This is a genomic window from Streptomyces sp. NBC_01233 (assembly GCF_035989305.1).
GTDB lineage: Bacteria > Actinomycetota > Actinomycetes > Streptomycetales > Streptomycetaceae > Streptomyces.
In genome coordinates this window covers 3931948-3950834 of sequence record NZ_CP108514.1, presented here as the reverse complement: position 1 = coordinate 3950834, position 18887 = coordinate 3931948, and the positions used below count along the sequence as shown (strand labels likewise).

Below are 18887 nucleotides of genomic sequence, written 5' to 3'. Positions count from 1 at the left end.
GGGGCAGGATACTGCAAGATCTCGAAAAAGAGGGAGCGGCGTGGGAATTCTGTCCCGATTCCAGTCGTTGTTTCCTTCGGAAGCGGGCACTCGGGAGAGTGTCCGAGGACGCACCACCGCACCACGGTGGCCGTCCGGCAGCCGCACCGCGACCGAACTTCATCGCAAGGGAGCACGCATGGCAACCCGCGCCGTCGCCCGTCGTCAGTCCACGAGCAGCGCCCGCGCTGTGGGCGGGGAGATCGCAGACCGCGACCTGGTCGGCATGTACCTGGACGAGATCGCGCGCACCCCGCTGCTCGACGCGGCCAAGGAAGTGGAGCTCTCGCAGATCATCGAGGCGGGCGTCTACGCCCAGCAGATCCTCGACGGCGAGATAGACCGCAAGGGCGAGTCCCCGGCACGCGAGGAGCTGGAGGCGCTCGCCGCCGAAGGCGAGCGCGCCAAGGAAGTCTTCATCCGCTCCAACCTCCGCCTCGTCGTGGCCGTCGCCCGGCGCTACCCGCGCAGCGGCCTGCCCCTCCTCGACCTGATCCAGGAGGGCAACGCCGGCCTGGTCCGCGCGGTCGAGAAGTTCGACTACGCCAAGGGCTTCAAGTTCTCCACGTACGCCACGTGGTGGATCCGCCAGGCCATCACCCGCTCCATCGCGGACCAGTCCCGCACCATCCGCCTCCCCGTCCACCTCGTCGAGGAGCTCGGCCGGATCCGCCGCGTCCAGCGCGAGTTCAACCGCGAGAACGGCCGGGACCCGGAGCACGCCGAGATCGCCGCCGAGCTGGACACCACGGAGAAGCGGGTGGGCGACGTACTGGACTGGGCGCGCGACCCGGTCAGCCTCAACATGTCGGTGGACGACGACGGCGACACGCAGTTCGGTGACCTCCTGGAGGACACCTCGGCGATCTCGCCCGAGCAGTCCGTGCTCTCGCTGCTGCGCAGCGAGGAGCTGGAGGAGCTGCTCGGCAAGCTCGACCAGCGCACCGCGTCGATCATCAAGATGCGGTACGGCATCGACGACGGCCGCGAGCGGACCCTGACGGAGGTCGGCAAGCAGCACGGCCTGACCCGCGAGCGGATCCGCCAGATCGAGAAGCACGCCCTGCTGGAACTGAAGCGGATGGCGCGCGACACGGGCTTCGACGCCGTGGCCTAGAGCGGCCCGCAGCCAAGCCCCCTGCACGAGCCCCGGTGCCTACCCCCCCAGGCGCCGGGGCTCCCCCCTTCCCGGGCCCTGCCCGAACCGTCTGGGGGCGGAGCCCCCAGAGGGTCCGGGCGGAGCCCCGGCTACGGCGCCGCAGCCGCAGTCAGGCGGGCGGCCAGCGCGGCGGCGGCGGTCGCCAGGGAGCCAGGCCCCCGCACGGTGAACGCCACCCCCGTCAGCGCCAGCCGCGCGGCAACCCACTCCGGCGCGTCCCCGCTCTCGAAGCGGACCAGGGTCTCCGCGCCGTCGCCCGGGAGGGCCGCGCTCCGCAGCCACTCCGGCAGCTCCGCCGCCCCCGCGGCAAACGCGACCTCCACCACGTACGTCTCCGCGCCCCGCGCGCCGAACCCCCGCCGCACGAACTCCTCCGCATCCATCGGCAGCGTCCGTGCCGCGAACCGCGCCCCCGTTGCGAAGGCCTCGGACACCCGGTCCACCCGGAAGGTCCGCCAGTCCTCCCGCTCCAGGTCGTAGGCGACGAGGTACCACCGGCTCCCCGTGCTCACCAGCCGGTACGGCTCCACCAGTCGCCGCGACTCGGCCCCGTCCCCCGCCCGGTAGGCGAACCGCAGCCGCTCCGGCCCCGCCACCGCCGACGCCATCACGGTCAGCGTCCGAGGGTCCACGCTCGCCCCGTCCCCCCGGGTCAGCGCGATCGTGGCCGACTGCAGCGCGTTCACCCGGTGCCGCAGCCGCGACGGCAGGACCTGCTCGAGCTTCGCCAGGGCCCGTACGGAGGCCTCCTCGACCCCCTCGATCGCGTGCCCGGCCCCGGCCCGCAGCCCCACCGCGATCGCCACGGCCTCCTCGTCGTCGAGCAGCAGCGGCGGCATCGCCGCCCCCGCCACCAGCCGGTAGCCGCCCTCGGCGCCGAGCGTGGCCTCCACCGGGTAGCCGAGGTCCCGCAGCCGCCCGATGTCGCGCCGGATGGTCCGCGCGCTGACCCGCAGCCGCTGCGCCAGCTCGCTCCCGGGCCATTCGCGCGGGGTCTGGAGGAGGGACAGCAGGGAGAGCAGCCGTGCCGGGGTGTCGGTCATGGAATCCAGGTTGCCAGCGAAATAGGACACCGACTGACCTATATCGGGTCTAGGTTTCTCTCCATGACCACCGAGACGTCCAAGACATCGCCCGAAAGAGAGAACGGGCCCGTACGAGAAGAGCGGAACGACGTAGCCCACGACGCACACAGTTCACCCGCCGACCGCCGCCGCTGGCTGGCGCTCGCCATCGTGATGACCGCGGCCTTCATGGACCTGGTCGACGTCACGATCGTCAACATAGCGATACCCGGCATGCGCGAGAACTTCGGCGCGTCCCCCAGCGCGATCCAGTGGATCACCGCCGGCTACGCCCTCGCCTTCGCCGCCGGCCTGATCACCGGCGGCCGTCTCGGTGACATCTACGGCCGCAAGCGCCTCTTCCTCCTCGGCATCGCCGGCTTCACCGCCGCCTCGCTGCTCTGCGGCATCGCCGCGAACCCGGGGATGCTCGTCGCCTCCCGCATCCTCCAGGGCGGCATGGCCGCCCTGATGGTCCCGCAGGTGCTGGCGATCATCCACGTCTCCTTCCCGCCCCAGGAGCGCGGCAAGGTCTTCGGCATGTTCGGCGCGGTCGTGGGCCTCGGCGCCGTCTCGGGCCCGATGCTCGGTGCGCTGCTCACCGAGTGGAACCTCTTCGGTCTCGAATGGCGCCCGATCTTCCTGATCAACCTGCCCGTCGGCATCGCGGGCGTGATCCTGGGCCGCAAGTTCATCAGCGAGTCCAAGGCCCCCAAGGCCCTGCGCCTGGACCTCGTCGGTGTCGTCCTCGCCACCCTCGCCATGGTCATGCTGATCTTCCCGCTCACGGAGGGCCGCGAGAACGACTGGCCGCTGTGGGGCTTCGTCTGCATGGGCGCGGCGCCGTTGGTCTTCGCGGGCTTCATCGCCTACGAGAAGTACAAGATCAAGAAGGACGGCTCGCCGCTCGTCGAGCTCTCCCTCTTCAAGGTCAAGAGCTTCGCCGGCGGCATCGCCGTCCAGCTCACCTTCGGCATCGCGACCGGCATCTTCTTCCTGGTCTGGACGATGTACATGCAGATGGGCCTCGGCTGGAGCGCCCTGCGCGCCGGCACCACCGGCATCCCGTTCTCGATCGCCGTCTCGGCCGCCGCGGGAATCTCGGTCGGGAAGCTCGTCCCGCGGTTCGGCCGCAAGGTGCTCCAGGCCGGCGCACTGATCATGGCCGCGGGTCTGCTCCTCTACATCTGGGAGTCGGAGCACTACGGCATGGAGATCGCCTCCTGGCAGATGGCCGCTCCGCTGGTCCTCATGGGCATCGGCATGGGCCTGATCGTGGCCCCGCTCAACGACACCACGCTGTCCGAGGTGCCGCGCCAGGACGCCGGCTCGGCCTCCGGGCTGATCAACACCACCGGCCAGATGGGCAACGCGCTGGGCCTCGCCCTGACCTCCGTCGTCTTCTTCGGGCTGATGGACGACGACAAGGTCTACGGCCCGCCGTACGTCGAGGCCTTCCGCGGCGCGCTGTGGTGGGTCGCGGCCGTGCTGCTCGTGATCTTCGCGGTGATGTTCCTGCTGCCGCGCAAGCCGATCCCGATCGAGCAGCGCGAGGGCGCCGCCGAGCACGCCGAGCAGACCGGCCAGGCCGCCGCCGAGCAGACCGGCCAGGCCGCCGCCGAGCAGGCCGGCCAGGCCGCCGAGAAGGCCCCGGTCGCCTAGGCGGCGTACGTCCCGGCACAAGGGACACGACACGGACATGCCCGCCCCTCCTGGGTGGACATGTCCGTTTTTCTTTGTTTCTGTTCCGGAATCGTCGTACGGTGAGGGGAAGCCACAGATACGGGCATCGAACGGACGCAAACCCACATGTACGCAACGGAGCGCCGCCAGGAGATCCTCCGCCTCGCCCGCGCGGCGGGCAGCGTCGACGTGGTCGCGCTCGCCGACCGGTTCCAGGTCACTTCCGAGACCGTACGGCGCGACCTCAAGGCCCTCGACCGCTCCGGCCTGGTCCGCCGGGTGCACGGCGGGGCCATCCCGGCCGGCCGCCTCGACTTCGAGCCGGACCTCGGCGAGCGAGGGGCCACGGCCGCGGATGAGAAGGACCGCATCGCGCTCGCCGCGCTCGCCGAACTCCCCGACGGCGGCAGCGTCGTCCTCGACGCCGGCAGCACGGTCGCCCGGCTCGCCGCCGTGATCCCCGTCGAGATCGCGCTCACCGTCGTCACCCACGCGCTGCCCGTCGCCGCCCGGCTCGCCGCCCACACCGGCATCGACCTCCACCTCGTCGGCGGCCGGGTCCTCCACCGCACCCGCGCAGCCGTCGACGCCTGGGCGCTGCGCGCGTACGCCGAGATCCGAGCCGACGTCCTCTTCCTCGCGGCGAACGGCTTCACCGCCGGGGGCGGCCTGACCACCCCCGACCTCGCCGAGGCGGCCGTCAAACGCGCCGCGATGGGTGCCGCCCGGCGCGTCGTCCTGCTCGCCGACTCCGCGAAGGCCGGCCAGGAGCACTTCGCGCGCTTCGGCTCCTTCGCGGACGTCCACCTCCTGATCACCGATACGGGGCTCGCCCCCGCTGACAAGGCGGCGATCGAGGCCGCCGGTACGGAAGTCGAGCTCGTATGATCCTCACCGTCACGCCCAACCCCTCCCTCGACCGGACCTACGAGGTCCCCTCGCTGGACCGAGGCCGGGTGCTGCGCGCCACCGGCGAACAGGTCGACCCCGGAGGCAAAGGGGTCAACGTCTCCCGCGCGGTGGCCGCCGCGGGCGCCCGTACGACGGCGGTCCTCCCGCTGGGCGGCGCCGCCGGCATCCTGCTCGCCGACCTCCTGGGCGCGCACGGGGTGGACGTCACGGCCGTCTCGATCGCCGGCCAGACCCGCTCGAACATCGCCGTCGCCGAACCGGACGGCACCCTCACCAAGATCAACGCGCCCGGGCCGGTGCTCTCTCCGGAGGAAGTCGGCCTCCTCCTGGAGACCGTCGCCGCCGGAGCCGCCGACGCCACCTGGATCGCCTGCTGCGGAAGTCTCCCGCGCGGCCCCGGGCCCGGCTGGTACGCCGACCTGGTCACGCGGGCCCGCGCGGCCGGCGCCCGCACCGCTCTGGACACCTCGGGTCCGGCGCTGGCCGCCGCACTGGCCGCCCGCCCGGAGGTGATCAAGCCGAACACCTCCGAGCTGGCCACGGCGGTGGGCCGCCCGCTGTCCACCCTGGGCGACGTGGTCAAGGCCGCGGAGGAGCTCCGCGTCCTGGGCGCCGGGGCCGTACTGGCCTCACTGGGCGGGGACGGCCAGCTCCTGGTCTCCGCGGAGGGCACCTACTACGGCACCGCGCCCGCCCCCGCGGTCCGCAGCACGGTGGGCGCGGGCGACGCCGCCCTGGCGGGCTTCCTGCTCGCGGGAGGCGCCGGGCCCGATGCCCTCGCCTCGGCCCTGGCCCACGGCGCGGCCGCCGTCCAGCTGCCCGGCAGCGCCATGCCGACGCCGGCGGACCTGCGCCCCGAGCAGGTCCGCATCACCCGGAACCTGCCCCTGGACCTCCCCCTCACCGACCCCGCGACACCGTGAGAGGGCTGGGCCCCGGCCGGACCCCGTGACCTGCGTGGCGGTCAGCCGGCTGCGGCCGGCAGCTCCTTGATCCGGTCGACGACCGCCCGGGTCACGACGGCGTTGGTGAACACGACCGTGCCGGGCTTGATCAGGCCCTGATCCCCGGACTCGCCCTGCACCTGGACCGTGCGCTCGCCGAGGAACGCGAGGGTCTGGCTATCGAAGATCCACTCTTCGCGCTGGCCGGACTGCTCGTCGAGCCGGGCGACCGCGAGCCCGTGCCGGCCTGCGGCGTCGACCGCGTCGTCCACCGTCACCACACCGGGGATCTTCGCCGCTGCCTTGTAGAGCGCGGCCGTGAGCCCGGCCGGCGGGTGGCTGCCGCGCAGCAGGTCGCCGATCGTGGTGAAGGCCTGCTGGTCGGGGCTGGTGCCGCGGCCCCTGGTCTCCTCGTAGATCCGCCGCAGCAGCACCTCGGGGTCGGTGGGCAGCCCGGCGAGGTAGGCGTGGCTGGGCGCGTTGAGGTTCGGCGTCGGGGCCTGGCCCATCTCGTCGGTCCCCTCCAGGGTCACCCCCTCCGGGCCGGTGTTGCCGGGCTCGATCAGCCAGCCCTTGGCGCCGTCCGGGGAGTTCCACTGGTGGCGCATGTGCAGTTCTTCGCTGACCAGGGTGTTCTTGCCGTCGACGGTTTTCACGTAGGTGGTGGCCGTCCTGCTTCCGATGTAGACGAACTGGTCCGCGCGCACCGCCGGGCCGGAGGAAGGGGAAGAGGAGGCGGCGGCCAGGGAGATGCGGTCCAGGAGCTGCGGCGTGCCCTGGGGGTCGGCGGTGCCGATCCGCGTGGTCAGCGCCGGGCCGGTGGCGATCGTGGAGCCGGGTCCGTCCGCGGCGCCCCGGTCCACGTAGGAGAGGAAGCCGGCGGCGAGCGCGCCGGCCAGGGCGAAGGCCGCGGCGGGCACGAGGACCGCAGGACGCAGGAACGGGTTGCGCGACCTGGTGGCGGGGGCGGCGGCTCGGAGGTCTTCGTGGATCTGGGCCATCGGGCGCTCCTTGGGGAACCGGTGGCGGCCCGCGGAGAGCTCGGTGCGGACCGGACCGCGTTCGCGCGGTCGCCATATGTCTGTCGCGGGCGACCGCCGAGTTCCCACCTGTTCTCATCCGGTTCCGGTCGTGTCCCGTTCCGGAGGAGCCGCCCTCGGGGCGCGGCTCACCCCGCCGACCCCGGCGGGAGCGTCAGCGCACGCGGGCGCGCAGTTCCATGGCTTCGCGCGCGGCCGCCTCGCTCTCGTACACCTCGCACATGTGCCGTCCGTCGGGCGTCGCCGTGTGCTCCACCTCCCAGAGGCTGACCTCGGTCCCGTCCACCAGCACGAAGGCGTGCTCGTACAGGCTGAAGCCGGCGTCCCGCCCGTCCGACAGGGGCTGCCGGCCGCCGAACGCCTGCGTGATCTGGTGCGCGTACGCCGACCGCAGCAGCGCCGCCACCGGCTCGCCGGGCCGGTCCCCGTTCTCCGCGCGGCGCAGCACCCGCCGGGCGTGGTCGGCGGACTGCTCGACCGCGTACTCCCGGTGCCGCCGGGCCGGCGCCGGGCACGCGAACAGCTCGCTCAGCACCGCCATGTCGTTCTCCGGCTCCTCGTCTCCGGGCAGCAGCACCGGATCGGGGGCCGCCCCGGCAGAGGCCTCTCCGAACAGCCGGGACACCGCCAGGCAGGTTTCCGCCTTGCTCGCGAAGACCTCGTGGCGCACCCTGCGGTCACCCTCCAGCAGGTACGCCAGCTCCCACAGGGAGACCGAACCGCCGTCGGCCAGCAGGTAGGTGTGCCGGTGGGTCTCCCGCCAGATCCCCGTCTCCGGGCTGTGGTGGGTGGTGTAGAGCGAAGAGCTGTGGGCGAGCGCCGTGCCCAGGCGCTCGACCAACCTGTCCGGCAGGTCGAAGGAGTTGAGGGCGCGGCCGAGGAGTCGTTCGAGGTGCGCCTCGGTTGTCTCGTACGGATCGCTCAAGGTGGGTCTCCAGGCCGTCGCAGCTTGTCACTTCGCGGAAGCTCAACGTAACCCCTGGCTCTGACATCACGTCCGGGGTTCGGTAAAACGTCCGGGAAGCATCGGAGGTTCCCGCCACCCCTTCAGGTCAACTTGCGTACGGATGGGCACGGTTAGGCCCGCTCTGTGCGGGAGCGCGGGACTATGGGCCGCATGGCAACGAATACAGTGGGCGTCCCGCGCCGGCAGGAACGGCCCCGCAGTGGATACGAGGGCGAACGGGACACCCCGCCCAAGGGGTTGGCCTGGCTGCTGGCCCTCACTGGGGCGGCCGGGCTGCTGGCCTCCTGGGTGATCACCCTCGACAAGTTCCTCCTGCTGGAGGACCCGGACTTCAAGCCCGCCTGCAGTCTGAACCCGGTCGTCTCGTGCGGCAGCGTGATGCAGAGCGAGCAGGCGGCGGCCTTCGGCTTCCCCAACCCGATGCTGGGGCTCGCCGGGTACGCCGTCGTGGTCTGCGTCGGCGCGGGGCTGTTGGCCGGCGCCCGCTACCGCGGCTGGTTCTGGCTCGGACTGAACGCCGGCACGCTCTTCGGCGTCGGCTTCTGCACCTGGCTGATGGTCCAGTCGCTCTACGAGATCAACGCGCTCTGCCTGTGGTGCTGCCTGGCCTGGGTGGCGACCCTGCTGATGTTCTGGGCGGTCACCGCGCACAACGTCCGTACGCGCGCCCTCCCCGCCCCCGGCCCGCTGCGGGGCTTCTTCACCGAGTTCGGCTGGGCCCCGCCCGCCCTGCACATCGGAGTGATCGGCATGCTGGTCCTCACCCGGTGGTGGGACTTCTGGACCGGCTGACCGCGGGCGGAACGCCACGGCACGGCACGTGCGAGGGCCCCGGCGGCTGGACGCCGCCGGGGCCCTCGTCACTTCGTCACCTCGCTCCGCGGGCGCAGGGGCCCGCGATCGCCCCGAAGGGAGCGGGGAGCGGAAATCAGCTGCCGACGGAGGCGTTGCCCGACAGGATCGGGATGTTGTCCAGGATGTGGGAGAGCGTCTCGTCGCCCTTGGCCTGGGTGGAGTTCTCGGTGCACTGCTGGTTCTGCGGGTTCGACGCGATCGGGATGTCCTGGACGCCGATGTTGAGCGCGGCGATCAGCGACTGGGCGTTGACCTTCGCCGGCAGGCCGATGCAGGGCTTGTTCAGGGTGCCCTGGACCAGGCCGAGCTGCGGGCTCAGGTCGCCGTGGGTCTTCTGGTTGCCGTAGATCTGCTGGGAACCGTTGCCGTTGACGGTGGTGACCCCGCCGTCGTTGCCGATCGCCATGGCCGGGGCCGCAGCAGCAGCGCCCGCGCCGACGGCAACGGCGGAGACCGCGGCGGCGGTCATGAACTTCTTGAACATCTTGATCCTTCTGTCGCACGAGTGCCCGCTGATGGAGCGCCCTGGTCAACTGCCCTGCCAGGGGGTTGGTTCCGGTCCTTCACTCAAACGGCGTGCGCGCGCCGAGTTTTTCCCCGGCCCGGGTGAGTGGCCTGCGGACGCGTGCGCGAAGCCCGTACGCAGCCAGCACGCGCTCAGGTTCCGGTTGCGCTCCGTGCGAGGTGTTCGCACGGTGGGTGAAGAAGCGGATCATTCGGGTCCGTTTCTGTGCCGCCAGCCAGAAGGAACGCTCATGCGTCACACGAAGCCGTCCCGCGCCCGCCTCCTCGTCCCGTCGGTCCTCGCCGTCGTCATACTGTCCGGCGCGGCCGCCCCCGCGGGCGCCGCGGAGGGTGACGGCTCCGCCGCGCTCAACGGTCGAGTGGCCTCCGTCCAGCAGCAGGTCGACAAGATCGAGCGGCGTGCGGCGGCGGCCGGTCCGATCGACGACCTGCTCGCGGGCCTCACCAAGACCCTGCAGGACCTGCTCGCGTCCGTGGGAGGCCTGCTGCCGGACGGGGTGAAACTGCCGCCGATCGAACTGCCGAAGCTCCCGGACCTGCAGCTCCCCGACCTGTCCGGTCTGATCCCCGGAGTGCCTGCGGTCCCTGAGCTTCCCGCGGTCCCTGAGCTTCCCGCGGTCCCTGAGCTTCCCGCGGTCCCTGAGCTTCCCGCGGTCCCCGAGCTTCCCGCGGTCCCCGAGCTCCCCGTGATCCCGGATCTCCCCGACGTTCCCGTCCTGCCGTAGGGCGGGGGACGACCGGGAACCCGTCGCATGGTTACGACAATTGAGCCGAACAGGTCTGATCGTGCGCGTGGCCGTGTCGTCATGGGAGGGTGAACCGTTTCGCTCGGTGTGAGCCCCGGATCGGGGCAGAACATCGAACAGAAGGTGCACTTCCCATGAACTCTGCCAAGAAGGCCGCCCTGGTCCTGGCCACCGCTGGTCTCGCTGCGGCCGGTGCCGCCGGCTCCGCCGTCGCCGACTCGCAGGCCGAGGGCGCGGCCGTGGGTTCCCCCGGCGTCCTGTCCGGCAACCTGCTCCAGGTTCCGGTGCACGTCCCGGTCAACGTCTGCGGCAACACCGTGAACTTCATCGGTGCGCTGAACCCGGCGTTCGGCAACCACTGCTTCAACGACTGACGTTCACCGCACGACCGACTGTGGGCGCCCCGGCCTCGCCGGTGGCGCCCACAGTCGTGTCGGTACGCGTTTCAGCCGGGGCGGTTCAGCCCTGGCCGCCGTTGAGCTTCACTCCGCCGAGCAGCGGGGACGTCTGGGTGGCGCCGTTCGCGAGGCCGAGCACGGTGCCGGGCACTTCGTTGCGGACCTTGTTGACCCGCTGGGCCGTGTCCACGACCTTGTTGACGGACTCGCCCTGTTCGGCCAGCGCGTTGCCCACCGTCTGCGGGGCCGACTCGGTGAACGGCCCGACGGCGTTGAGCGCCTCCGTCGCCCCGCTGGTCAGGCTCATGGGGGGCATCGCGGCCGGGGGCTCGGCGGCGAAGGCGGTGGTGGAGGCGCCGAGGGCGGCGACCGAGCCGGCGACGACAGCGGCGACCTTCGTGAGCTTCATTATCGAAATCCTATTCTTTTCCGTGGGCAGCGGCGTCAGCGGCGACCGTCGCACCGCTTTCGCCCTGGGTAACGATTACCCGCCGCTGCGGAAACGCGGACGAGTGCGTGGTGGAGAACGCGGTCATGGCAGCGGCCGGAGAATCCGACGAGGATTCTCCGGCCTTTCTTCTTATTACCGTTATTGCCCGTCAGGCGATACGGGACCGCCGGTACAGAATGGCGCCGCCCAGGATGAGAGCCGTGGCGAGGGCCGCCGCGGCCGCGGGCTGACCCGCGCCGGTCTCCGCCAGCATGGGCGCGCTCACGTGCGCCGGAGCGGGAACCGGAGCGGGTACGGGAGTCTGCGCCGGGACCGGGGCGGGAGCCGGAGCAGGGGCGGCCGGGACCGGAGCCGGGGGCAGGTGGACGGGGGTGTCACCGGCGGGGGCGGCCGGCGGCTGGTCCGCGGGCGGTACGACCCCGGGTGCCGGCGCGGGGACGGGCGCCGGGTGCTCCACGGGCTGGCTCCCGTGCGGCGGCCGGGGCGCGGGACCCTCGTCCACGACGGGGGCCGGGGCCTGCGGTGCCGGGCCGGGCGCCGGAGCCGGAAGCGTATGCGGCGGCTCCTCGGCCGGTGCCGGGGCGGGCTCCGGTGCGGGGAGCGGGGCCGGAGCCTCCTCGGCGGGGGCCTCCGGTGCCGGGGCCTCCTCGGCGGGCGGCGCGGGCGCCTCCCGGACCGGCTCCGGGGTGGGCAGCGGGGCGGGCTGCTCCTCCACGGGCTCCGGCATCGGGTGCGGCTCTTCGGGCGAGGGCGAGGGCGCGTGGTGCTCGGGCGGAGGCGGCGCGGACCCGGGGTGGTCGTCGCACTCCTCCTCCTTGCCTTGCTCCTCGCCGTAGCCGCCCTCGTGGCGCGGCTCCTCGTGGCGCGGCTTCGCGTGCCGGGGACCCCCGGGGCGGGGCCCGTCGTTCCGGGACGCCTCGTGCCGCGGTGCCTCGTGGGGGCGCGACTCCTGGCGCTGTTCCGGTACCGCGTGCCGGCCCGGGCGCTCTTCGAGGTAGCGCTCGAAGGCCTCGGCGTTCTCGGGGCTGAGGTAGCGCCCGTAGCCGTAGCCGTCGTCGGTGTGCGAGCCGGTCGAGGCGGCGCAGGTGTTCCCCATCGCGGGGTTGAGCGCCGCACCGCCGTCCACGCTGTTGCCGCACACGTTCGGCGCGAAGGTGATCGGTACCGAGACGCTGTTGCCGGCCAGCACACCCGGCGAATGCGAGACCTCGGCCGTCGCCCCGGGGTGCGCGTACGCCGCGCCGGTCGCGATGGACAGCAGGCTCGACGCGGCCGCCGCCGTGAGCATCCCCTTGCCCAGTACCTGTCGGCTCAGTACCTGTCGCATGGGTCCTTCCCTGTCTACCGGCGCTGCGGCCGGTGCTGAATCGAAGGTGGCCTCGGAGTGCACCGCCGTGCACTCCGAGGCCACCCCGAGGAGGTTTGCCCTTGCGGGCAGGCGCTTCGTCAGGCGTTGACGCAGACGTTGCCGAACGAGGGGTTCAGCAGCGCGATGACGTTCACGGTGTTGCCGCAGACGTTGACCGGGACGTGCACCGGAAACTGGAGCAGGTTGCCGGACAGGACGCCGGGGGAGCCCACGGCCTTGCCCGCGGCGTCCGCGTCGGCCATGGCGGGGGAGGCTGCACCGACTGCCATCAGGGCGCCGGCGGCCAGCACCACTGCCTTCTTGTACGTCATTTTGATTTCGATCCTTCCCGCAGGGGCGTATCCACTGCAGAATTAACAACGAGCGGCCCGGGAAAAAGAAACCGCACATTTTCGGCGGGTGGCCGGCAATTCACTCCGATGCCCGGCTTGAATTCGGGGTGGCCGGCGGATTCGCGTCGTGAATTTCGCGGGCGGCGCGCTTCACACGCGGCGAGGCCGCCGCGACCCGAAGGTGCGGCGGCCTCGATGGCGCGGCTCGGGTCAGCTGCCCTGGGAGACGTTGCCGGACAGGACCGGAATGTTGTCCAGGATGTGCGAGAGGGCTTCGTCGCCCTTGGCCTGGGTGGAGTTCTCGGTGCACTGCTGGGTCTGGGGGCTGGACAGGACCGGGATGTCCTGGACGCCGATGTTGACCAGGGCCAGGACGGACTGCACGTTGGCCTTCGCGGGGAGGGCGATGCAGGGCTTGTTGAAGGAGCCCTGGATCAGCGCCATCTGCGGGCTCATGTTGCCGTAGGTGGCCTGGTTGCCGTAGATCTGCGCGGCGTTGTTTCCGTTGACGCTGGTGACGCCGCCGTCGTTGCCGATGGCCATCGCCTGGGGGGCCATGGCGGCACCGATGCCCACGACCGAGGCGGCAACCGCGGCCGAGGCCATCATCTTCTTGATCATTGTGGTCCCTTTTTTGCAGGATTGCCCGGTAGCGGAGCACCCGGATCAACGGCTCGGCCCCGGCTCGGGTTGCGTGTATTCACCCGGATGCAGCCGTTTCGGCCGACGCGGTTGACGGTCAGGCGTTCACACAGGTGTTGCCGAACGAGGGGTTCAGGAGGGCGATCACGTTCACGGTGTTGCCGCAGACGTTCACCGGGTCGTCGACGGGGACCTGGAGCAGGTTGCCGCTCAGGACGCCGGGGGACCCGCCGGTGAAGCCCTTGGCCGTCGCTCCGTCCCCGCCGTGCGCGGAGGCGAGGCCCGCGCCGCCCATCAGCATGGCGGCGCCCGCGACGGCGATGGTGGTGCCGCGCACCAGCCTCTTCTTCATCTCCGTATTTCCTTTCGGTTCGAGCAATGGTGCACGGCATAACGACTCGCCCGTTCCGAGGGTGCGTGCCATCGCCCAAAAGGCCGTACGAGCGAGTCCGGCGTGATTTCCCGCTTGATTTCTGCCAAAGTTCACTCCTGTTTTGTCCCCTTGATCGAAAATGGAGACAGGGTCATGGGTTCCTCCCGCAGAATCCTCGGCACGCTTGGTCTGCTGTCCTGCCTGACCCTTTCCGTGAACGCCCCGGCGGCGTGGGCAGCGCCCGCTCCCAAGGAGCTGCCGCGGGTGCCGTTCACCCAGCGTTACCAGTCCGTGCAGCACGGCGGGCTGGTACGGGCCTCCAACTCCGGCATCAGCTGCCGCAAGGAGGAGTCCCCGCAGGCCGAGCCGTGCGCCGAGGTGAAGCGCGGCGCGGCCGGCGTCAACAGCGACTTCGAGATGTTCTACAGCGAGGTCGACAAGGATCCGGACACCTACAACTCCACCCGCGCCGAGCTCAAGGTCCCCCAAGGCGCGAAGGTCTCGTACGCCCGTCTCTACTGGGGCGGGAACCTGCGGGTGGGCGAGCAGAAGCCGCCGGAGGACAACGGCCGGGTGCTGGTCGCCGAGCCCAGCGGCGAGTACAAGGAGGTCCTCGCCGACACCGTGATGGGTCACCGCACGGACGCGGGCAGCGATGCCTACCAGGCCTCCGCCGACGTGACCCCGCTGGTCCGCAAGGGCGGCGCCGGCATGTGGACGGTCGCCCAGCTCAACATCGCCATGGGCCACTCCGAGGTGGGGGCCTGGGGCGGCTGGACGCTGGTCGTCGCCTACGAGCACCCGCAGGAGCCGGTCCGCCGGATCTCGCTGTGGGACGGCTTCGAGGGGATCGCCGCCCGAGCGGGCGACGGAACGGTCGAGATCGAGGGCCTGGACGCGCCGGCCGGGTCCTCGGGCCGGGTCGGGGTGGTCGCGTACGACGGGGACCGGGGCACCCTCGGAGATTCACTCACCGTGACGGCCGACAGTGGGCGCCGGGTGAGCCTCAGCGACGGAGAAAATCCTTTCAATGATGTCATGAATTCCACGATCTCGGAATTCGGAGACCGCTCGTTCGTGCGACAGCCCGAACATATGAATAATCTCGGATATGACGCGGACGTGTTCGACCTGAGTCCCGCACTGTCCGGTGGCGCCCGCAGCCTGAACTTCAGGTTCACGGGTGAAAGTCAGGGTCATTTCCTCGGTGTGCTCTTCGTTCAGACAGACGCGCGCCGCTGAACGTAGGAGACCACTCCACGTGCCCACACAACCTCGGGCGGCACAGCCCACGACCGTCCTCCATCTCGTACAGCCCGTCGACGGCGGCGTGGCCAGGGTCGTCACCGACCTCGTCCGCGCACAGACCGCCGACGGCCTCCGCACCGTCGTCGGCTGCCCGCCCGGCGGCACCCTCGGCGACGCAGCCCGCGCCGCCGGGGCCGAAGTGCTCACCTGGCGGGCCGGGCGGGTCCCCGGGCCCGGGCTGCCCGCCGAGCTGATCGGCGCCCGGCGGCTGCTCCGCCAGGTGCGGCCCGACCTGCTGCACGCCCACAGCGCCAAGGCCGGACTCGCCGGGCGGCTCGCCGCGCGCGGCGCCGTGCCCACCGTCTTCCAGCCCCACGCCTGGTCCTTCGACGCGGTCGGCGGAGCCACCGCCGCGCTCGCCCTGCGCTGGGAGCGGTACGGGGTCCGCTGGGCCGACCGGGTGCTCTGTGTCAGCGAGGCCGAACGCCGCGCGGGCGAGACCGAGGGCGTCAACGCCCGGTGGTCGGTGATCCGCAACGGCGTGGACCTCGAGCACTTCCGCCCCGGCGGACCCGACCCAGGACAGGACCGGGCCCGGGCACGCTCCGAACTGCCGCTGCCCGCCGCCTTCCGGGGCAGCCTGGTGGACGGGGGTCCGCTCGCCGTCTGCGTGGGCCGGATCTGCCTCCAGAAGGGGCAGGACATCCTGCTGCGGGCCTGGCCGGAGCTGCTGGGCACCGTCCCGGGAGCCCGCCTCGCCCTCGTCGGCGACGGCCCCGACACCGAACGGCTGCGCCGCACGGCCCCGCCCGGAGTGCACTTCGCGGGCGCCGCCGGCGACATCCGACCGTGGCTTCGGGCCGCCGATCTCGTTGTACTGCCGTCGCGGTGGGAAGGCATGGCGCTCGCCCCGCTCGAAGCCATGGCCTGCGGTCGCCCGGTCCTGGTCTCCGACGTCAGCGGCGCCCGGGAGAGCCTGCCGCCCGGCCAGGGACGCCTGTGCCTCGTGCCGCCGGAGGACCCGACGGCGCTGGCCAAGGCCCTGGGACGGCTACTCCCCGAGCCGCGGCTCCTCGCCGAACTGGGGGAGCAGGCCCGGCAGCACGCCCGGACCGACTTCGACGTGCGGCGGACCACGGAAGCGGTCACCGGCCTGTACCACGAACTGCTGGGCAGACCCCGGCCCTTGAACCAGGAGCGCATCAGCCGATGACGATGGACAGCGCACCCGCCCGGCACACCGGGCAGGGCGGCACGGGGCCCGCCGGCGGCAGCGCCTTCGCGCCCGCGCCACACGCGGCGGCCCGCCGTTCCGCGACCGCCATCCACCCCCCGCGCGGGCCCAGGACGGACCAGGCCAGGTCCGCCGTACGCCCGCAGCGGGTCCGTCGCCGCGGCCGGGTACTGCCGCTGCTCACCACCGACGCGCTGGCCGCCGTACTCACCGCGACGACCCTGCCCGCCCCCGTCGCGGCGCCGGTCGTCGTCGCCCTCCCCGTGCTGCTCGCCGCGCTGCACGCACACGCCGGGCTGTACCGGCCGCGGCTCGCCCCCTCCGCACTCCTCGAACTGCCCGCGCTGGCCGGCCGGTCCGCCGTCCTGTGGTGCGGGGCGGCCGCCGTACTGGCCTCCGTCGACCCGGCCCGGGCCATGGGCTGGAACCTCCTCTTCACCGCCGTCTGCCTGCAGGTCGTCCTGGCCTGCGCGGGACGCGGCCTCGTCAATCAGCTCCAGCGACGCGCGGCCGTGCGCCGGCCCGCCTCCGCCCTCGTCGTCGGACCCGGCGCCGGGGCGAGCGCGGTGGCCGCCGCCCTGCACGGCCGCCCCGAGTTCGGACTGCGCCCGGTCGGGCTCGCCGACACGGCGGCCGCCACCGAGGCCGACAGCGGCGCCCTGCCGTACCTCGCCACCCACGAGGACATCCGGCGCGCGGTCATCCAGAACTCCGTGCGGCACGCGGTGTTCACCCGCCCGCCCGAGGCGGACGAGCGGACCGCCTCCCTGGTCCGGCTCTTCCACGACCACGGCTGCCGGCTGTGGCTCGCCGACCCGGCCGGCACCGCCAAGGTCACCGGGATGCGCCTCGCGCACCCCGCCGACCAGCTGTGGGGGTACGCCGTGCAGCCGCTGCTGCCGCGCCCGGCCCGGCCGCTGGAGCGCTGGGCCAAGCGGGGCATCGACTCCGTGCTGGCGCTGGTCGCGCTGATCGCCGCCGCACCCGTGATGGGTCTGTGCGCGCTGGCCGTACGGCTCTGGGACGGGCCGGGGGTGATCTTCCGGCAGGAACGGGTCGGCCTGTACGGGCGCCCCTTCACCCTGCTGAAGTTCCGTACCCTGCGCGCCGACGAGCACGAGGCCGCCACACGCTGGACCGTCGCGGGCGACCGCGGGATGAGCCCGGTTGGCTCCTTCCTGCGCAAGTCCTCGCTCGACGAACTGCCCCAGCTGTGGAACGTCGTACGGGGTGACATGAGCCTCGTCGGACCGCGCCCCGAACGGCCCTTCTTCGTCGCCAAGTTCTCCACCGTCCACCCCGGCTACGAGGCCCGCCACCGGATGCCCGTCGGCATCACCGGCCTCGCCCAGATCAACGGCCTGCGCGGGGACACCTCCATCGAGGACCGGGCCCGCTTCGACAACCACTACATCGACACCTGGTCGCTGTGGCAGGACCTGTGGATCCTCGCCCGCACCGCGGCCTCCTTCTTCCGCTTCCGGCTGGGGGGCAGCTGATGAGCCTCGTCCTCACCGGCCCCTGGGCCCGGCCCGACCTGCCGGGACTGCTGCGCCGGCACTGGCCGTTGCTGCCGCTGGCCGCGACCGTGCTGTTCCTGCTCGCCCCGCTCCCGGCGGGGGACGCGACCGCCTCCGGGAAGGTCGGCCCGGCCGACGCCGCTTCGCTGCTGCTGGCGTTCGTCTGCGCGGTGCAGGCGCTGCGCGGCCGGGTGCGGACGCTGACCCCGCTGGGCGTGCTGGTGCTCGGCACGCCGGCCGTGGGCCTCGCGATCGCGACGATGACCGCGGGGGATCCGTACGCCGCCCTGCCCGGGTTCGTGCGCTACCTCCAGGTCTTCGTGCTCGTCCCGGCGGCCGTGGTGCTGCTGGTGCGCGACGCCGCGGAGTTCCGGCTGGCCGCCGGGTGCTTCGTGGTCCTGGCGCTGGTGCAGGGCGCGGTGGGGGTCGTGCAGTACGCGACCCACACCGGGGCCTCCTACCAGGGCCAGAACATCCGGGCCGTGGGGACCTTCGGCCCCGGTGACGTCATGGGCATGGCCACCGTGGTGGCGTACGGGCTGGTCGTGGCGACCGCGGTCGCGCTGGCGCCGGGGCTGCCGCAGCGGGTCCGGCGGATCGCCGGGGGCGTGGCGCTGGTGCTGGTGCTGCCGCTGGTGCTGTCGTTCAGCCGGGGCGTGTGGATCGCCACCGCCGGCGCGGCCGTGCTGGTGATGGTGCTGGCCGGGATCCGGCGGGCACTGAAGGTGCTCCTCGCGCTCGCCGCGGCGGGTGTGGTCCTGGTGGGCGGGCTCGGCGTCGGCTCCGACATGGTCGCCGAGCGACTGACCTCCATCACCCAGGTCTCCAGCGCCCCCGACCAGTCGGTGACCGACCGCTACACGATGTGGGCCGCGGCCGAGTCGATGTGGCGCGAGCGGCCGGCGGTGGGGGTGGGGCTCAAGGGCTTCCCCGCCCACCGCGACGGCCACTCCTCGCTGGGGCTCTCCTCCGGCAGCGACACCGCGGGCGCGGGGCAGGCGTACATCCGCCAGCCGCTGCTCTCCCCTCACAACATGTACCTGCTGATCCTGAGCGAGCAGGGCCTGATCGGCCTGATCGCGCTGGCGGGCGGCTGGGCGGCGCTGCTGGTCGCGGGGCTCCGGCGGCTCGCAGCCGGCGAGCGGATCCGGGACTGCGGGCTGATCGCGACGGGGCTGTTCGTGTGGCAGCTGACCGACTTCCTCTACGCCGACATCGGGGGGCCGTCCACCGTGCTGACCGGAGTGATCATCGGCCTGGCGGCCTGGTGGGCGCTGCCCTCCCCGGGCGCCGCGGGTCCCTTGCGTGGGGCTGCTGCGGTGTCCGGGGCCGCCGGCGGTGCGGGTGCACGGGGTAGGGCCCCCGGGGTTGCGGCCCGCCGGTGAC

General features: G+C 72.5%; 20 protein-coding genes. 11 read left to right on the top strand and 9 right to left on the bottom strand.

The annotated features are described in order from the left end of the window. Nucleotides 1–178: 178 nt before the first annotated feature. On the top strand, nucleotides 179–1156 hold the full coding sequence (locus OG332_RS18430) for a sigma-70 family RNA polymerase sigma factor (protein WP_327414506.1): 978 nt from the start codon (nucleotides 179–181) through the stop codon (nucleotides 1154–1156). A 131-nt stretch (nucleotides 1157–1287) separates the two neighbouring features. On the opposite strand, the gene OG332_RS18425 is transcribed toward OG332_RS18430, so the two are convergent. After that, nucleotides 1288–2241: a helix-turn-helix transcriptional regulator gene (locus tag OG332_RS18425; protein ID WP_327414505.1), complete on the bottom strand. Its 954-nt coding sequence runs from the start codon at nucleotides 2239–2241 to the stop codon at nucleotides 1288–1290. Nucleotides 2242–2304: 63 nt separating this feature from the next. Between OG332_RS18425 and OG332_RS18420 the strand changes: the two genes are divergently transcribed. The 3 genes from OG332_RS18420 to pfkB all read left to right on the top strand — a co-directional run bounded on the left by OG332_RS18420 (nucleotide 2305) and on the right by pfkB (nucleotide 5780). Continuing rightward, nucleotides 2305–3924: an MFS transporter gene (locus tag OG332_RS18420; protein WP_327414504.1), complete on the top strand. Its 1620-nt coding sequence runs from the start codon at nucleotides 2305–2307 to the stop codon at nucleotides 3922–3924. Nucleotides 3925–4071: 147 nt separating this feature from the next. Beyond that, on the top strand, nucleotides 4072–4833 hold the full coding sequence (locus OG332_RS18415) for a DeoR/GlpR family DNA-binding transcription regulator (RefSeq protein WP_327414503.1): 762 nt from the start codon (nucleotides 4072–4074) through the stop codon (nucleotides 4831–4833). Continuing rightward, nucleotides 4830–5780, top strand: coding sequence for a 1-phosphofructokinase (gene pfkB, locus OG332_RS18410; protein ID WP_327414502.1), 951 nt, complete (start codon nucleotides 4830–4832; stop codon nucleotides 5778–5780). The genes OG332_RS18415 and pfkB overlap by 4 nt, the downstream gene beginning before the upstream one ends. A 41-nt stretch (nucleotides 5781–5821) precedes the next feature. On the opposite strand, the gene OG332_RS18405 is transcribed toward pfkB, so the two are convergent. After that, entirely contained in the window at nucleotides 5822–6910 is a 1089-nt protein-coding gene (locus OG332_RS18405) for a CU044_5270 family protein (RefSeq protein ID WP_442816173.1), read from the bottom strand. A gap of 85 nt (nucleotides 6911–6995) precedes the next feature. Next, a complete protein-coding gene (locus tag OG332_RS18400) occupies nucleotides 6996–7766 on the bottom strand; it encodes a DUF6227 family protein (protein WP_327414501.1) in 771 nt (256 codons plus the stop codon). 192 nt (nucleotides 7767–7958) lie between these two features. On the opposite strand from OG332_RS18400, the gene OG332_RS18395 reads away from it, so the two are divergent. Continuing rightward, nucleotides 7959–8600 (top strand): vitamin K epoxide reductase family protein, encoded by a 642-nt coding sequence (locus OG332_RS18395; protein ID WP_327414500.1) that lies wholly within the window; start codon nucleotides 7959–7961, stop codon nucleotides 8598–8600. Between the two features lie 136 nt (nucleotides 8601–8736). Here OG332_RS18395 and OG332_RS18390 read toward each other — a convergent pair whose 3' ends face one another. Continuing rightward, complete coding sequence (locus tag OG332_RS18390; protein WP_327414499.1) at nucleotides 8737–9147, bottom strand: rodlin; 411 nt, start codon at nucleotides 9145–9147, stop codon at nucleotides 8737–8739. 271 nt (nucleotides 9148–9418) lie between these two features. Between OG332_RS18390 and OG332_RS18385 the strand changes: the two genes are divergently transcribed. Together OG332_RS18385 and OG332_RS18380 are read left to right on the top strand one after the other, a co-directional pair. Beyond that, nucleotides 9419–9913, top strand: coding sequence for a hypothetical protein (locus OG332_RS18385; protein WP_327414498.1), 495 nt, complete (start codon nucleotides 9419–9421; stop codon nucleotides 9911–9913). A gap of 155 nt (nucleotides 9914–10068) precedes the next feature. Continuing rightward, nucleotides 10069–10308 carry a chaplin gene (locus OG332_RS18380; protein ID WP_327414497.1) on the top strand — a complete coding sequence of 80 codons (240 nt, stop codon included), beginning with the start codon at nucleotides 10069–10071 and terminating at the stop codon, nucleotides 10306–10308. Nucleotides 10309–10393: 85 nt separating this feature from the next. Here OG332_RS18380 and OG332_RS18375 read toward each other — a convergent pair whose 3' ends face one another. The 5 genes from OG332_RS18375 to OG332_RS18355 form a co-directional block, all read right to left on the bottom strand. After that, nucleotides 10394–10741, bottom strand: a complete 348-nt coding sequence (locus tag OG332_RS18375; RefSeq protein WP_327414496.1) for a hypothetical protein — start codon at nucleotides 10739–10741, stop codon at nucleotides 10394–10396. Between the two features lie 190 nt (nucleotides 10742–10931). Further along, nucleotides 10932–12110: a chaplin gene (locus OG332_RS18370; protein WP_327414495.1), complete on the bottom strand. Its 1179-nt coding sequence runs from the start codon at nucleotides 12108–12110 to the stop codon at nucleotides 10932–10934. 119 nt (nucleotides 12111–12229) lie between these two features. Beyond that, nucleotides 12230–12463 carry a chaplin gene (locus OG332_RS18365; RefSeq protein WP_327414494.1) on the bottom strand — a complete coding sequence of 78 codons (234 nt, stop codon included), beginning with the start codon at nucleotides 12461–12463 and terminating at the stop codon, nucleotides 12230–12232. Nucleotides 12464–12694: 231 nt separating this feature from the next. Further along, nucleotides 12695–13105 (bottom strand): rodlin, encoded by a 411-nt coding sequence (locus OG332_RS18360; protein WP_327414493.1) that lies wholly within the window; start codon nucleotides 13103–13105, stop codon nucleotides 12695–12697. Nucleotides 13106–13223: 118 nt separating this feature from the next. Further along, entirely contained in the window at nucleotides 13224–13478 is a 255-nt protein-coding gene (locus OG332_RS18355) for a chaplin (RefSeq protein ID WP_327414492.1), read from the bottom strand. A gap of 174 nt (nucleotides 13479–13652) precedes the next feature. Between OG332_RS18355 and OG332_RS18350 the strand changes: the two genes are divergently transcribed. Genes OG332_RS18350 through OG332_RS18335 form a run of 4 tightly spaced genes read left to right on the top strand, consistent with a single transcriptional unit; the run spans nucleotide 13653 to nucleotide 18886 of the window. After that, entirely contained in the window at nucleotides 13653–14741 is a 1089-nt protein-coding gene (locus tag OG332_RS18350) for a DUF3344 domain-containing protein (RefSeq protein WP_442816172.1), read from the top strand. A 19-nt stretch (nucleotides 14742–14760) separates the two neighbouring features. Continuing rightward, nucleotides 14761–15960, top strand: a complete 1200-nt coding sequence (locus OG332_RS18345) for a glycosyltransferase (protein ID WP_327414490.1) — start codon at nucleotides 14761–14763, stop codon at nucleotides 15958–15960. Continuing rightward, nucleotides 15957–17480 (top strand): exopolysaccharide biosynthesis polyprenyl glycosylphosphotransferase, encoded by a 1524-nt coding sequence (locus tag OG332_RS18340; RefSeq protein ID WP_442816171.1) that lies wholly within the window; start codon nucleotides 15957–15959, stop codon nucleotides 17478–17480. Before OG332_RS18345 ends, OG332_RS18340 begins: the two co-directional genes overlap by 4 nt. Continuing rightward, on the top strand, nucleotides 17480–18886 hold the full coding sequence (locus tag OG332_RS18335) for an O-antigen ligase family protein (RefSeq protein ID WP_327414489.1): 1407 nt from the start codon (nucleotides 17480–17482) through the stop codon (nucleotides 18884–18886). The genes OG332_RS18340 and OG332_RS18335 overlap by 1 nt, the downstream gene beginning before the upstream one ends. The last annotated feature ends 1 nt before the right edge of the window (nucleotide 18887 follow it).

Bases quoted from the DNA above. Each gene is read 5' to 3' on its own strand.
- OG332_RS18360 (WP_327414493.1), bottom strand. From the start codon at position 13,105: ATGATCAAGAAGATGATGGCCTCGGCCGCGGTTGCCGCCTCGGTCGTG.
- OG332_RS18335 (WP_327414489.1), top strand. From the start codon at position 17,480: ATGAGCCTCGTCCTCACCGGCCCCTGGGCCCGGCCCGACCTGCCGGGA.
- OG332_RS18370 (WP_327414495.1), bottom strand. From the start codon at position 12,110: ATGCGACAGGTACTGAGCCGACAGGTACTGGGCAAGGGGATGCTCACG.
- pfkB (WP_327414502.1), top strand. From the start codon at position 4,830: ATGATCCTCACCGTCACGCCCAACCCCTCCCTCGACCGGACCTACGAG.
- OG332_RS18350 (WP_442816172.1), top strand. From the start codon at position 13,653: ATGGGTTCCTCCCGCAGAATCCTCGGCACGCTTGGTCTGCTGTCCTGC.
- OG332_RS18380 (WP_327414497.1), top strand. From the start codon at position 10,069: ATGAACTCTGCCAAGAAGGCCGCCCTGGTCCTGGCCACCGCTGGTCTC.
- OG332_RS18395 (WP_327414500.1), top strand. From the start codon at position 7,959: ATGGCAACGAATACAGTGGGCGTCCCGCGCCGGCAGGAACGGCCCCGC.
- OG332_RS18415 (WP_327414503.1), top strand. From the start codon at position 4,072: ATGTACGCAACGGAGCGCCGCCAGGAGATCCTCCGCCTCGCCCGCGCG.
- OG332_RS18340 (WP_442816171.1), top strand. From the start codon at position 15,957: ATGACGATGGACAGCGCACCCGCCCGGCACACCGGGCAGGGCGGCACG.
- OG332_RS18430 (WP_327414506.1), top strand. From the start codon at position 179: ATGGCAACCCGCGCCGTCGCCCGTCGTCAGTCCACGAGCAGCGCCCGC.
- OG332_RS18355 (WP_327414492.1), bottom strand. From the start codon at position 13,478: ATGAAGAAGAGGCTGGTGCGCGGCACCACCATCGCCGTCGCGGGCGCC.
- OG332_RS18375 (WP_327414496.1), bottom strand. From the start codon at position 10,741: ATGAAGCTCACGAAGGTCGCCGCTGTCGTCGCCGGCTCGGTCGCCGCC.
- OG332_RS18385 (WP_327414498.1), top strand. From the start codon at position 9,419: ATGCGTCACACGAAGCCGTCCCGCGCCCGCCTCCTCGTCCCGTCGGTC.
- OG332_RS18365 (WP_327414494.1), bottom strand. From the start codon at position 12,463: ATGACGTACAAGAAGGCAGTGGTGCTGGCCGCCGGCGCCCTGATGGCA.
- OG332_RS18420 (WP_327414504.1), top strand. From the start codon at position 2,305: ATGACCACCGAGACGTCCAAGACATCGCCCGAAAGAGAGAACGGGCCC.
- OG332_RS18425 (WP_327414505.1), bottom strand. From the start codon at position 2,241: ATGACCGACACCCCGGCACGGCTGCTCTCCCTGCTGTCCCTCCTCCAG.
- OG332_RS18390 (WP_327414499.1), bottom strand. From the start codon at position 9,147: ATGTTCAAGAAGTTCATGACCGCCGCCGCGGTCTCCGCCGTTGCCGTC.